We start from the raw sequence: 14,099 nt of genomic DNA, 5'->3' as shown, positions 1-14,099 counted from the left end.
CGTACGCCCAGGAGCAGCTCATGCCTCCCGTGCACAGCACCGTCCTGTCCGGCCTCGCCGCCCTCGCCGTCATCTCCGGAGCCACGCCCACCGCCCGGGCCTCCGGAGACGAGCCGGTCGACGGCGGCACCTACGTCATCTCGTCGACCGTGGACCGCAGTTGCCTGGGCGCGGAGTTCGCCCGACCGGCCCTCGGCACGCCAACCGTCACCACCGCCTGCCAGGGCCTGCTCAGCCAGCGGTGGCAACTGCGCCGCAGCGCGGACGGCTACCTTCTCGCCAACGCCGCGACCGGGCGCTGCCTCGCCGCCGACCTCACCGCCACCGACTGCGGCACCGCAGCACGGTTCACCGTCTCCCCCGTGCCCGGCGGCCGCGCCCTCGCCACGGCCGGCCGCTGCCTCACGCCCCACCACGACGGCCCGGTCCGCGCCCGGCCCTGCACCCCGAGACCCGCCCAGAGCTGGACGCTCACCCGCACCGAGCCGCTCCTCCTCGCCAACCCCGGCTTCGAACAGGGCACCGAAGGCTGGACGTTCAGCACCCGCACCGGCCTCGCCACCAACAACCCGCACACCGGCACCCGCCTCGCCTACCTCGACGCGGGCGCCGGTTACCGGGTGAGCCAGGAGGTCACCGCCGTCGCCGACGGGACGTACGACCTGTCCACGTGGATCGCGAGCGGAGCGGCGGGCGGCACGTTCTCGGCCGCCGTCAACGGCACCGTGGTGCGCCGACTCGCCATCCCCGCCCAGCCCGTCTACGCCAAGTACACCCTCCCCCACGTCCACGTCGCGCCCGGCGACCGGCTGACGGTCGCGATCGGCTCCTCCCCCGCCGGCTGGGTCAACGTCGACGAGGCCTCCGTGGCACCCTCCGCCCCGAACGACCCCCTGATCGACTCCTCCGACCCCGAGGTCGTCGCCCTGTTCGACTGGGCCAAGACCAAGGCCAACAGCTGGGTCCAGCAGGCCGGCGCCCCCGGCGTCCTCGACCTCGACGAGAACCACCCCGACGGCACGGGCACCGCTGCCTACGACACCACCTACTGGGCCGGCTACCCGTTCCGTTCCGACTTCTACAGCCGCGACTTCGCCCACCAGCTCGTCGGCGCACACCTGTTGGGACTCGACGCCCAGAACAAGACCATGCTGCGCGCCTTCGCCGCCTCCGCGACCGACGCCAACGGGCTGGACCCGGTGTGGTCCGTCAACTTCGACGCCAAGACCCCGGGCAGCATCGACTACCGCAGCCCGAGCAGCTTCGTCCGCGAACTCCCCGCCCCCTTCGAGCTCGTGGAGAAGACCGGCGAGGCCTACCGCTGGACCGGCGACCGCGACTACGTCGACGACCCCGTCCTCACCCGCTACATCCGCACCACCCTCGGCCCGTACATCACCCGCCACCCCGGACCCGTCGACAACGGCGGCGTCCCGATCCCCCAGGCCGCCAGCCGCAACATCTTCGCGGGCACCGCGAGCTACGCCGAGAACGCCACGGCCACGTACGCCGAGGCGGGCGACGCCCTCGCCGCCCAGTACCAGGCCTGCCTCGCCGCCTCGACGCTGGCCGACGCACGCGGCGACCACGCCGCCGCGACGGCCCACCGCCAGGCCGCCGAAACGCTCCGCCGGTACGCCAACTCCACCTGGACGGTCGACCCGCAGCACCCCGGCGCCGTCGTCCACGGCTACGACACCAGCGGTCGGCCCCTCACCGACTGGGGCTACGAGGCGAGCATCCTGATGCCCGCCAAGCGCCTCCTGGACGCGGGCCCGCGCCGGGACGCCTTCCTCGCCGACCTGGACGCCCAGGACTCCGGCCCACAACGCTCCGACAACCTGGAGGCCTACACCTATCTCCCGGACGCCTTCTTCGCCGCCGGCGACGGGGACAGGGCATGGAAGTGGATGCGCACCATCTACGAGGCCACCCCGCAGGTCCACACCAGCGGCCACATGCTGAACGGCGACTACCCCGAAGTCCCCTTCACCCTGCTGTCCCAGACCGTCCAAGGCCTCCTGGGCCTCACGCCCGACGCCTCCGACTCCGTCGAAACCACCTCCCACCTGCCGGCCTCGATGACCTGGCTCCAGGTCGCGGACATCCCCGTCGGCGAAACGCGGATCACCCTCCGCCAAGACGGCCACAGCGCCACGACCCTCACCAACACGGGCTCGAGCCCCCTCACGTGGACCCCCCGCTTCCCCGGCACCCACCCCACCATCACCGTCAACGGCACGCCACACCCGGCTCGGACCACCACCGTGGACGGCACCGCCTACACCACGACGACGCTCCGCACAGCCCCGGGCGAGACCACCACAGCCACCACCTCCGACTAGGACGCCGACGGGGCGTGGGAGGTGCCGCTGGGCCGTGGGCCCGTGAACGGTGGCGACGCGTCCCTCCCACCGGCCGCTCCGCCGGGGGGCTGCCCGGCCGGCGGGCGATGCGGTCCCCGTAGTGGGGGCAGCGGTCGTCCGCGATCATCTGGGTGCCGACCCACGTCTCCTCGGAGGCCGTCACAGCGGGACCGCCCGCGCGTCACTGTGTGCCCAACCTCCCGCGGCCGCTCACCGGTCAGCATTCGCCGATGCCGGTGAGCGGCCGCGGGAGGAGACCTCGGTCGGCGGTCGAGGTCGATCGTGAATCACCTCGTACCCGGAGCGACCGTGTCGGCGTGGATCGAGCCACGGGCTCGGTCGAAGTCCCCGGTGCCGCCGGTGATCGCGTTGTCGAACGAAGGGGGCGGGCCCGGGTCGAGGTTGCCGAAGACCATCCCCTGGGCGGTGATCCGGCCACCCGGGAGGGTGTAGGTCACGGTGCACTCCTCGGCTCTGCCACCACCCGGAACGCCCTTGCACGACCCACCGGCAGATTCGACCGCGCGGACCACTCCGGGGCGGGTCCCCGGTCGTTCGCCGGTGTCGGGTGCACCGCGGCTGTTCGACGCGTACGCGGAGGTCCTGGCCGCGGTGGTCCCCGAAACACCCGGGCACTGTGAGCGTTCGTCGGTCGGGGGTGGCAGGGTGGGAGCATGTGCGGCCGTTTCGTCTCCACCACCACGCCCCAGGACCTCGTCGGCCTCCTCGGCGAGCTCCGCTGGGACCCCGCCGAGGCCCTCGCCCCGAGCTGGAACGTCGCCCCGACCGACCCCGTCCCGGCGGTGCTCGAACGGGTCGACCGCGAGACCGGCGAGCTGCTGCGGCAGTTGCGGCCGCTGCGGTGGGGCCTCGTCCCGTCCTGGTCCAAGGACGCGTCCGGCGGCGCCCGCATGATCAACGCGCGCTCGGAGACCGTCCACGAGAAGCCCGCCTTCCGCAAGGCCTTCGCCGCCCGGCGCTGCGTGATCCCGGCGGACGGCTACTTCGAGTGGCGCGAGGTCCCGGCGGAGGCCGACCGCAAGAAGTACAAGCAGCCGTACTTCCTCAGCACCGGTTCGGTGATGCTGATGGCCGGGCTGTACGAGTTCTGGCGCGACCGCAGCCGCGACGAGGACGACCCCGCCGCCTGGCTCGCCACCGCGACCATCATCACCACCGACGCGACGGACACCGCCGGCCGCGTCCACGACCGCATGCCGCTCACCGTCGCCCCGGACGACGTGGCCACCTGGCTCGCCCCGGACGTCACCGACCCCACCGAGCTGCACCACCTGCTGCGCCGCCCCGCCGACGGCGCCCTGCGCGTGCGGGCCGTGTCGACGGCCGTCAACAGCGTGCGCTCCAACGGCCCGGAACTGCTCGACGGCGCCGAGGACCCACTGGGGCTGGCGGACTGACGGTGCGCACCGACGGTGCATCACCCGCCCGCCCGGATCCGCTGACAGCCCGCCGATCCACAACCGCCGCTCCCCGCTCCGGCCCCTGGCCGGCTTCCCCTCGACACCACCCCCCGCCCACCTGCCCAAATCCGCTGACAGCCCGCTGATCCCCCGTTACCGTTGGCGAACAGGCGTCAACGGGGGGGTGGGCAGCACGGTGATCACGTCGATGACGACGCACGCCCGGCCCGAGGGCGGCCTGCCCGACCACGACGCGTTCGAGCAGCGCCGCCGCCCGTCCGCGCCCTCCGCCACCGCCGTCAACCCGCACACCGAGCAGCGCAGCGTCGTCCTGCCGCCCGCCGCCGCGCGGGCCGCGCTCAGCGTCGAGGCCACCCCGCCCTGGCACAACCTCCCGCCGCGCTCCGGCGGCGGCTTCGTCGGGCGGGACGCCGCGCTCCAGGCCATCGGCGAGGCGCTCGCGGGCGGCGACGGCAGCGGGCTCGTCACCCAGGCCACCACGCTGCACGGCCTCGGCGGCGTCGGGAAGACCACGCTGGCCCTGCACTACGCCTACGCCCACGCCGACCACTACCGGCTGATCTGGTGGATCACCGCCGAGTCCGAGGAGCAACTCGCCGAGGCCTTCGCGGACCTCGCCGTCCAGCTGTACCCGTCGTGGGCGCTCACCGCCTCCCCGGGCCAGCAGGTCGAGTGGGCGCTGGCCTGGCTGCGGGCACACGACCGCTGGCTGCTCGTGTTCGACAACGCCGAGGACCCGCTCCACCTCACCCCCTACCTCGGCCGCCTCCTCGGCTGCGGCCACCAGCTCGTCACCAGCCGGCGCGCGAGCGGCTGGCACCCGGGCATCCGACGGGTGCGGATCGACGTCCTCGACGGGCCGGAGGCCGCCCGGCTGCTGTGCGACACCGCCTACCCGGGCGCCGCCGTGGACGCGGACGAGCAGGCCGAGGCCCGCTCGCTCGCCGACGAGCTCGGCCACCTGCCGCTCGCCCTCGCCCAGGCCGGGGCGTTCGTCCAGCAGACCCGCACCACCTTCGCCGCCTACCGCCGCCGCCTGCTGCGCTCCACCGGCCCCAGCACGGGCACCCGCCCGTCCACCCTCGACACGGTCGCGCGGCTGTGGCAGACGACCCTGCACACCGTCCAGACCACCGCGCCGTTCGCCGTCGAGCTGCTGCGCACCCTCGCCTGGTACGCCCCCGAGGCGCTGCCGCGCGAGGCGCTGGTGCCGTTCGGCGCGCGCCGGCCGGACGAGGTCGCCGCCGGGCTCCGGCTGCTCGCCGACTACAACCTGATCACCCTCGGCACGTCCACGGTCGCCGTGCACCGGCTGCTGCAGAGCGTGCTGCGCACCGCGGACGGCGGGCGGAGGATGCGCGGGCGCGCCGAGCAGCAACTCGCCGAGGCGGCGGCGCGGCTGTGGCCGGCGTCCGACCCGCGGATCCGCCGGGCGCTGCTGCCGCACATCCGCGAGCTGGCCGCCACCGGCCCGTCCGAGCGGCCGACGGCGGAGACGGTCGCGCTCTACCGGCTGGCGGCGGAGGAGTTCACCGACAAGGCGCAGCGGGTGTTCGCGCTCCCGCTGGTGACGGCGCTGGCGGACGGCCAGGCGCGCCTGCTGGGCACCTACCATCCGGACACGGTGGCCACCCGCGGCCGGCTCGCCGAGCTGCACGCGCGCGCCGGCGATCCGGCCCGGGCCATCGCGCTGACCCGGTCCGTCATCGCGGACCGCCTGCACCTGCTCGGTCCGGACGACCCGGCGGTACTGGGCGACCGCAACACGCTCGGCCACGCGTACCGGCGGTCGGGCCAGCACGCGCTGGCCGTCGAGGAGTTCGGCTCGGTCGTGGCGGACCGGACCCGGGTGCTCGGCGCCGACCACCCGGACACCCTGTCCAGCCGGGCGGGCCTCGCGTACGCGCTGCAGGTGGCCGGGCGGCACGCGGAGGCGGTGGCCGAGTTCGAGCGCGTGCTGGCCGACGCCGCCCGCGTCCTCGGCCCCGACCACCCGGACACGCTGACCCGCCGGATCGGCCTGGCCTTCGCCCAACTGACGGCGGGCGAGCACCGGTTGGCCGTCGCCCTGTACGAGGAGGCGGTGGCCGACCGCACCCGTGTCCTGGGCCCGGACCACCCCGACACGCTCACGAGCCGCGGCTGGCTGGCCGCCGCGCACGCCGTCGCCGGCGACCACCCGGCGGCGGTGGCGGGCTACGAGGCGGTCGTGCGCGACCGCACCCGCGTCCAGGGCCCGGACCACCCGCAGACCCTCGCCGCCCGGTGCCGCCTCGCACTCGCGCGCAGCGACGCGGGCAGCCCGGCCGCGGCCCTCGCGGAGTACACGGAGGCCGTCGCCGACTACGGCCGCTCCCTCGGACCCGACCACCCCGAGACGCTCGCCGCCCGCACCGGCCTCGCCCGCGCGCACCGCGAGGCGGGCCGCTACCGGCGCGCGGTCGAGCTGCACCGCGCGCTGCTGCGGGACCGCGAGCGCGTCCAGGGGCCGGACCATCCCGACGTCCTGGAGGAGCGCGGCGACCTCGCGTACGCGCTGCGCCTCGCCGGGCCTGCCGCGCAGGAACTGCCGGAGCGGGAGCGGCTGGTGGCCGACCGCATCCGGCTCCACGGCCCGGACCACCCCCACACCCTCGCCGAACGCCACCGCCTCGCCTGGGCGCTGCAGGCAGCCGGGCGTCCGCGCGCGGCGCTCGCGGAGTGGGAGCGACTGGTCGAGGAGCACGGCCGCGTCCACGGCCCTGACCACGGGGAGACGCTCAACGCCCGCCTGGGGCTCGCGCAGGCCTGCGGCGGCGCCGGCGACCACCGGCGCAGGGCCGACCTGTGCGACGCGCTGGTCGAGGACCGCACCCGGATCCAGGGCCCCGACCACCCCGACACCCTCGGTGCCCGCCGCTGGCAGGCGTTGGCCCACGGGGAGGCCGGGGACCACCGCCACGCGCTCACGCTGCTCACGGCGCTCGCGGCGGACGCGGCCCGGATCCAGGGACCGGACCACCCGGACACCCTCGACACCCGCTCCTGGCTGGCCACGGCACACCAGCGCGTGGGTGACCACCGCGGCGCTCTGGCGGTCTACACCGGGCTGGTGGCCGACCGCACCCGCGTGCTGGGCCCCGACCACCCCGACACCCTGGACGCCCGGCACTGGCTCGCCGCAGCACACCGGGACGTCGACGACCCCCGCACGGCCGTCAGGCTGTACGAGGAGCTGGCCGCCGACCGCGCGCGCGTGGACGGCCCGCACCATCCCGCCACCCTGGGCGACCTCCTGGCCCTCGCCCGCTGCCTGACGGTCGCGAGCGAGCACCACCGCGCACTCGCCCTCTACCCGACGCTGGTCACCATCGGCACCCGCGTCCTCGGCGCCGACCACCCCACCACGCTCGGCATCCGCTGGTGGCAGGCCCACGCACACCAGGTGGCCGTCGACCACGCCCGCTCCCTCGAACTCTTCGACACCCTCGTCGCCGACAGCACCCGGATCCACGGCCCCGACCACCACGAAACGCTCACCAACCGCTGGTGGCAGGCCACGGCGCACCGCCTTGCCGATGACCACGCCCGCTCCCTCGAACTCTTCGACACCCTCGTCGCCGACAGCACCCGGATCCACGGCCCCGACCACCACGAAACGCTCCAGGCCCGCTCCGGCCTGGCCTGGGCCTGCTCCGCCGCACGCAGCCACCGCCGTGCCCGGGTCATCGCGGAGGAGCTCGTCGCGGCCCGGACCCGGCTCGTGGGCCCGGACCACCCGGACACCTTCGGCGCCCGGTTCACCCTGGCCTGGTTCGTCCAGGAGGCCGGCGACCACCGGCACGCGATCGCCCTCTTCGAGTCGCTGGCGTCCGACCGGGCGCGTGTCCTCGGTGCCGACCACCCGGGGGCGCTCGGCGACCGGTGGTGGCTCGTGGTCGAATACCGGGAGACGAACGACTTCGGGCGGGCGACGGAGCTGTGCGAAGCCCTGCTCGCCGACCGGCTGCGCCTCGACGGGCCGGACCGCGCGAGCACGCTCGGCACCCGGTACCTCCTCGCCTCGACGCACCAGATGGCCGGTGACAGGCGCCTCGCCGCCAGGCTCATCGAGGAGCTGCTCCAGGACCGCATCCGTGTCCAGGGCCCGGACCACCCCGCGACGCTGACCGAGCGCGCCAATCTCGCCTTCGCCCGCCACGAGGCGGGGATGATCCGTCAGGCCCTGGACGACCGGGAAGCGCTGCTCGCCGACCGGCTTCGCGTCCAGGGCCCCGACCACCCCGCCACCCTGGACCTGCGCCGTGCGATCGCCCGGACCTGGCGCGAACTCGGCGAAGCCGACCGGGCCGTCGAGCTCTACGAGGCACTGGTCGCCGACCGGACCCGGATCCAGGGCCCCGACCACCCAGACACCCTGGGCGAGCGCCGCTGCCTGGCCCGGGCCCTCAACCTCGCCGGCCGCAAGCGCGCGGCCATCGCCGAACGCGGAGCCGTCGCCACCGCATGCGTGCGCGTCCTCGGCCCCGACCACCCGGACACCCTCACCGCCACGGAATCGCTCGGTCACGGGCTCCGCCACGGCTGGCAGCACGACCGCGCCGCCGCCGTCTTCGAGGTCGTCAGGTCCGGCCGCGGCCGCGCCCTCGGAGCCGATCACCCCATGACGCTCGACGCCTGGGACAGCGTCGCGCTCAACCACTGCGACGCGGGGCGCCACGCCGAAGCCGTCGCGTGCTACGAGGACGTCCTCGCCGCGGCGACCCCTGCCCTCGGCGCGAACAGCCTCCAGGTGCTGATGACGCGCCGCGACCTCGCCGACGCCCGGCTCCTGGCCGGTGACGCCGAGACCGCCGTCGCCGACTACACCGCCCTGGCCACGGACGCGGCCCGGCACCTGGGCGCCGGCCATCCGATGGTCCTCGGGACCGAGGGCAACCTCGCGCTCGCGCACCGGGCGAACGGCGACCAGGAGGCCGCCACGCTCCTGGCGGCGGAGCTCGTCGCCCGCACCCGCGACACCCTGGACCCGACCGACAACCGGTCCCTCCTCGCCCGCGAGATCCAGGGCCTCGTCCTCGCCGACGGCCCCCGCCCGCTGCGCGCCGTCGTCCTCCTGGAAGAACTCGCCGAGGAAGCCACCGAGGCGCACGGCCACCGCCACCCGGGCACCCTGAGCATCCGCCAGAGCCTCGCGTACGCCCGCCTCCGCGCCGGGGACCACGCCGGGGCCGTCCGCGTCTACACGGGTGTCGTCGCGGACCTGCTGCCGCTCGCCGGATCGAGCGCGCCCACCGTGCTGGCCGGCGGGCACCGGAGGATCGACGAGCGGGCCCTGTCCGCCGGGGCCGAGCGGCCCCGCGTGCTCGGTCTCTACCCCACCCTCGCCGTCGGCCTCGCCCGAGCCCTCGCCGGGGCAGGCCGGCCGGAAGCCGCGCAGGAGCTGCTCGACGCCGTCCGGGCCGGGCGGGAGGCCGTCATGGGCCCCGGACACCCCCTGGCCGTCGAGAGCCGGGCGACGCTCGGCGGTTCTGCCCAGCCGCCCGCCCTCACCGCCGTGCCCGACCTGCCGCTCCCCGCCCGGCGGGCCCGGCGGACGGCCGTGACGTTGTCCCGCAGCGCCTGGCGCCCCCGGCTCACGCTGCTAGACGAGCCCGCGCCCGGCACCACCGTGCGGCTCGAACTGCGGCTGGAGCCCGACTCGCCGGGCGCCGACCCCGGCGAGCTGCCGGACCTGCGGCTCGTCGCCGCCGTCGCCTCGGACGCGGTCCTCGAAGTGCCCGTCGCCGCCTACACCCCCGGCCGCGAGCCGGCCGTGCTGGCGCTGACACCCGCCGCGCCGGGGCGGCACCGGGTACGGATCACCGTGTACGACGCGGGCCACGGCGCCGCCCTCCAGGACCTCACCGCCGTGGTGGACGTGCCGCAATGACGCCCCGTCCCGTCCGCGCCCTCCCCTCCCCTCCCCCCAGTCCCCGCAGGAGTGACCCACGTGCCCCAGGAGCTCCTCGTCGAGATCCGGCAGAACCCGTCCGCGGACTTCACCCGGCTGCCCCGCCAGCGCGGCCCGAGGGAAGCCGAGGACGTCAGGGACGCCGAGGACGTCAGGGACCCGCTCCCGCTCGACCTCATCGTCTCGCTGCGCCGCCGGCGCGACGACACCCTCGACGTCCACGCGTTCCGGCCCGGCGAGCGCACCCCGCGCACCCGCCCGCACCGCGCGGAGCTCGCCGTCACGGGCACCAAGCTCCTCGCCAGGGCCGCCCGGCTGCGCACGACCTGGCGCGACCAGCTGGTCCGCTACGCGACGGTCGACGACTTCGGGATGCCCGACGACTACCCGTTCGCCTCCGCCGTCGACGTGTCCCACCTACGCCCCGTCGCCGAGGGCCGGGCGGCCGAACTCGCCGAGGAGGGGCGGTACTTCCTGGAGACGATGCTCGACGGCCCCGGCCGGGAGCTGACCGTCTTCCGGGAGTACCTCAACCGGACGCTCACCGAGCACGGCCCGCTCCGGATCAGCTTCGACTCCGACCTGCACCTGCCGTGGCCGATGCTCGCCGTCGACGGCGGCCCGGGTCACGACGGCCGCCCGGACCCGTGGGCGGACTTCCTCGGCCACCGTCATCAGATCGAGCAGACCGGGGCGGCCTACCCGCCGATCCAGCCGCCCCACCCGGCCCGGGAACGGCCGGTCACCAGCCTCAACACCGACGACACCCTCGAATCCATCGGCCGCGCCCCCGAGGTCCGCAAGCTGCTGGAGGACCGCTCGCACCTCACCGTCCGCACCGAGTCCCGCGGCCTGCTCGACGCCCTGTCGCGCGCGGTGCTGGACGAGGACGTCATGTACTTCTGGTGCCACGGCCAGTTCGTCGCCGACGGCTCCGCCTTCAAACAGCTCGCCGTCCGCCTCTCCGACGACCGGCACATCGACGCCGACCTCGTGCGCCGCCACCGCCGTCGGCACCTGGACGCGCCGGAGGCGATGTTCCGGCCCTTCGTCCTCCTGAACGCCTGCCACACCGGACAGTCCGCGGAAGGCGAACTCGAACACCTGGGGCGGGCGTTGGTCGATCTCGGGGCGGAGGGCGTGCTCGGGCCGCAGATCGAGATCCCCCAGGTGTTCGCCGCCGAGTACGCGTTCGCCTTCCTCGACCTCTACCTGACCGGCGGGCTGACGGCGGGCGAGATCACCCAGACCCTCGTCCGGCGCTTCGCGCGCGAGCACGGCAACCCGCTCGCGCTCACCTACTCCCTGCACTGCGGCATCGACAGCATCCTGGAGCTCACGCCTTGACCCGCCGCCCGACCCCTCCTTCCGTCCGGCCCGTCACCGTGGACCTCGACGAGGACGGGCGGCTGCTCGTCCCCGGCACCCGGACCCCGGTGCCCGAGGCGCGCGTCGCCGAGCACCTCGCCCGCCACCTGCGCGTGCCGGAGCGGGCCACCGACGTCTACGTGTACGTCCACGGCTGGCAGACCAGCCCCGCCGCGGCGGACCGCGCGGCCACGGCGCTGCTCTCGCGCGCCGCCGACCTGCACCGGGCCCGCCCGGCCGCGTACCCGGGCCTGGAACGCGGGTACCGGCCGTGGTGCGTCGTGGTGCGCTGGCCGTCGTCCAGCCTGCCCTCGCTCGGCGGGTACCGCCGCGTGCGCGACCGGGCGCACGCGATGAGCGCGCCCGGCCGCGGCCAGGCCGGGTACGTGCTCGGCCACCTGCTCGGCTACCTCGACGCCGACCGCGGCCACCCGGCCGACCCCGCCGTGCTGGCCAACCGCAACGGCCAGTACCTGCACCTGGTCGGGCACTCCTTCGGCGGGCGGTTCCTGTGCGAGGCCGTCCAGCACGCGGCCGCGCGGCCCACCGGGCCCAGGGTCCTGAGCTGGAGCCGGCCGGGCGATCCGGCTCGGCCGTTCACCGTCGACAGCGCGCTGGTCTTCCAGATGGCCGCGCCCCGCGACGCCTTCTCCCGGCTCTTCCCCCGCCTGTTCCCCGGGTCCGACCGCAGGCCGGCCCACGCCGCGCCGCTGCGCGGGCCGCTCGTGCTCACCCACTCCCGCTGGGACCGCGCCACCGGCTTCTGGCACCTGCGGGCCGAGGGCCGGCCGGGCATCGGCCACTCCGGCACGGGTGTGGCGCCGGTGCACCAGTTCTCCACGCTGCTGCGCCCGGCCGGTTCGCCCTACCCGCACGACGTGCTGGACCACCCGATCGTGAACGTCGACGCGAGCGCGGTCTACCGGGGCGGCCCGGCGACCCGGCTGGCACCGGCCGGCGCCCACTCGGACTTCCAGCACCCGGAGTCGGCGCACCTGATGCTGAGCCTGGCGTCGCACGCGCGCTGAAAACCCGCACGGTGCCGGCCGGGCGTCTGGCAGGATGCCGCCCGTGGACCTGGAAGCGATCTTCGAAGCGATCGACGCCGTCGACTGGGACTCCTTCCCGTCCCGCCGTTCCGACATCGGCAGGACGGGTGCGCTTCTGCGGGCCCTGGCCGGAGCGAGCACGCTGAACCGTGCCGCCGATGCCATGACCGCGCTCCTCGACAGCGCTCTGACCGACGACCTCGAAGGCGAGATCTTCCCGGCCGCGGTCGAGGCGGCGCCGATCCTGCTCGACATCGTCGAGCACGCCCACCGGCGGGCCGGGTCAGCCGCATTGGGCCTGCTGTTCGAGCTGCTGGAGCGCCCTCCCGATCCCAGCACCGCCCGCGTGGGCGCCCCGGGTGCCTCCGGGCTCCGGTCGTGCTGCGCGATCGCCGATCTCGTCCGCGGCCGGCGGGCCGTCCTCTCGGCGCACCGCGACTCCGGTCGGAGGCTGCTGTACCTGGCCGCCGCGCACTGGCGGTTCGAGGTCCGCGAGGTGCTCGGCACGGACGCGCAGGGTGTCGGGGTGTTCGGCGTCCTCACGGGACGGTCGCCCGACCGGCCGAGGCGGGCGGAGCTCCTGTTCGACCGCGGGGTCCTCGGCATCCCGGAGGTCGAGGTAGAGTGCCGGCCGGAGGACGAGAGCGGCGAATCGTTTCTCCTTCTGATCGGAATCCCCGAGGAGTTCGTGGCACCGGGCACGTTCGTCGCGCCCTGGGACTGCCACGGCTTCGAGGGCTGACGACGCCTTCGGGGGCCGGGCCCCTTGAGCGGTCCTTCGCCTACCGAAGAACTTCGATGAGCAGCAGTCTGATCATCGGCTATATTCGCCGGGCGGCCCGCCGGGAGCGGGCCCTTCGCCCACCGAACCGCCCCGGGGAAAGCAGCCACCGTGTCACGGCCCATTGACGACCCGTCCGCCGAACCCGCCACCGGTCCGTCGGCCGCCCAGCCGACCCCCGACGTCGAGCCGAAGCCGAGCGCCGGGCCGAAGCCCGAGGACGCCCAGCCCGCAGCCGAAGTCCCCGCGCAGCCCGCCGCTCCGGACGTCGACGCCAATCCCTACGCCACCACCAACCCCTACACCGCCGGCCCGGCCGGCGCCGGCCTCGCCGCCGGGCGGCAGTTCGGACCGGTCCCCGGGCAGCAGGCCTGGCCGCCGTACGTGCCCGGCGCGCCCGGCGCACCCGTCCCGCCGCCCGTCACCCCGCAGCCGACGGCCAAGGTCAGCGGGATGGCCGTCACCTCCTTCGTGCTCGGGCTCATCGGGTTCCTCCCGCCGCTGTCGCTGGTCTCGATCGGCCTCGCCGTCGGCTCGTTCGGCCGGATCTTCCGCCGCCGGCAGGGCGGTTTCGGCTTCGCCGCCGTCGGCCTGGTGCTCTCCGTCACCTGGACCCTCTTCCTCGCCATGCTCGGCGGCATCATGGCCTTCGCCTACCACGACCTGACGTCGGGTCCGACGCGCGGCGCCGACGGCCACCCGGTCGTCGCGGGGCGGGCCGGCTCCTGGTACCTGAAGGAGGGCGACTGCGCCGTCGACGACATCCACACGTACCGGAGCGGGTCGGACCACTACCAGATCGTCCCGTGCGCCCAACCGCACCGGCTGGAGGTCTTCGCCACGGTGACGCTCCCCGGCAACGGCTCCTACCCCGGCGTGGCGAGCGTCGAGGCGAGCGCGCGCCAGCTGTGCCAGGCCCGGGCGAGCTCCGCCGACCTTCCGGAGGACGGGATGATCGGGTACCTCTACCCGAGCCAGGGCCGCTGGTGGCTGTTCGACGACCGCGAGGCGCTGTGCGTCTACTCCTCCCTCACCTCGTGGTCGGGACCGGTGAAGCCCAAGGACTCCGCCAAGCCCGGCAGCCCGGTCTGACGCCGTGGCCGGACAGGTCCGCCCTGTCCGGCCACCGCCCCAGGCGGTGCGACGGGGGGCACGCACAAG

At 75.3% G+C, this 14,099-nt stretch carries 8 protein-coding genes; 7 read left to right on the top strand and 1 reads right to left on the bottom strand.

Annotated features, from left to right (window positions below; genetic code table 11):
- Positions 1-20 precede the first annotated feature (20 nt).
- Positions 21-2,345, top strand: coding sequence for a hypothetical protein (locus tag AB0C76_RS33950; RefSeq protein ID WP_359973047.1), 2,325 nt, complete (start codon positions 21-23; stop codon positions 2,343-2,345).
- A gap of 308 nt (positions 2,346-2,653) precedes the next feature.
- Here AB0C76_RS33950 and AB0C76_RS33945 read toward each other — a convergent pair whose 3' ends face one another.
- Positions 2,654-2,824 carry a hypothetical protein gene (locus AB0C76_RS33945; protein WP_359973045.1) on the bottom strand — a complete coding sequence of 57 codons (171 nt, stop codon included), beginning with the start codon at positions 2,822-2,824 and terminating at the stop codon, positions 2,654-2,656.
- 216 nt (positions 2,825-3,040) lie between these two features.
- On the opposite strand from AB0C76_RS33945, the gene AB0C76_RS33940 reads away from it, so the two are divergent.
- The 6 genes from AB0C76_RS33940 (at position 3,041) to AB0C76_RS33915 (ending at position 14,030) form a co-directional block, all read left to right on the top strand.
- A complete protein-coding gene (locus tag AB0C76_RS33940; protein ID WP_359973042.1) occupies positions 3,041-3,784 on the top strand; it encodes an SOS response-associated peptidase in 744 nt (247 codons plus the stop codon).
- Positions 3,785-3,995: 211 nt separating this feature from the next.
- On the top strand, positions 3,996-9,719 hold the full coding sequence (locus AB0C76_RS33935; RefSeq protein ID WP_359973040.1) for a tetratricopeptide repeat protein: 5,724 nt from the start codon (positions 3,996-3,998) through the stop codon (positions 9,717-9,719).
- A 60-nt stretch (positions 9,720-9,779) separates the two neighbouring features.
- The gene (locus AB0C76_RS33930; protein ID WP_359973038.1) at positions 9,780-11,087 is read left to right on the top strand and encodes a CHAT domain-containing protein; all 1,308 of its coding nucleotides are present in this window, start codon (positions 9,780-9,782) and stop codon (positions 11,085-11,087) included.
- Complete coding sequence (locus AB0C76_RS33925; RefSeq protein WP_359973036.1) at positions 11,084-12,136, top strand: hypothetical protein; 1,053 nt, start codon at positions 11,084-11,086, stop codon at positions 12,134-12,136. Before AB0C76_RS33930 ends, AB0C76_RS33925 begins: the two co-directional genes overlap by 4 nt.
- 43 nt (positions 12,137-12,179) lie before the next feature.
- Complete coding sequence (locus AB0C76_RS33920; protein ID WP_359973033.1) at positions 12,180-12,899, top strand: hypothetical protein; 720 nt, start codon at positions 12,180-12,182, stop codon at positions 12,897-12,899.
- Positions 12,900-13,049: 150 nt separating this feature from the next.
- Positions 13,050-14,030: a hypothetical protein gene (locus AB0C76_RS33915; protein WP_359973031.1), complete on the top strand. Its 981-nt coding sequence runs from the start codon at positions 13,050-13,052 to the stop codon at positions 14,028-14,030.
- The last annotated feature ends 69 nt before the right edge of the window (positions 14,031-14,099 follow it).

Origin of the sequence: Kitasatospora sp. NPDC048722 (genome assembly GCF_040650235.1) — a bacterium.
Classification (GTDB): Bacteria; Actinomycetota; Actinomycetes; order Streptomycetales; family Streptomycetaceae; genus Kitasatospora.
This window is presented reverse-complemented; position numbering and strand designations above follow the sequence as displayed.

Bases quoted from the DNA above. Each gene is read 5' to 3' on its own strand.
- AB0C76_RS33950 (WP_359973047.1), top strand. From the start codon at position 21: ATGCCTCCCGTGCACAGCACCGTCCTGTCCGGCCTCGCCGCCCTCGCC.
- AB0C76_RS33940 (WP_359973042.1), top strand. From the start codon at position 3,041: ATGTGCGGCCGTTTCGTCTCCACCACCACGCCCCAGGACCTCGTCGGC.
- AB0C76_RS33935 (WP_359973040.1), top strand. From the start codon at position 3,996: ATGACGACGCACGCCCGGCCCGAGGGCGGCCTGCCCGACCACGACGCG.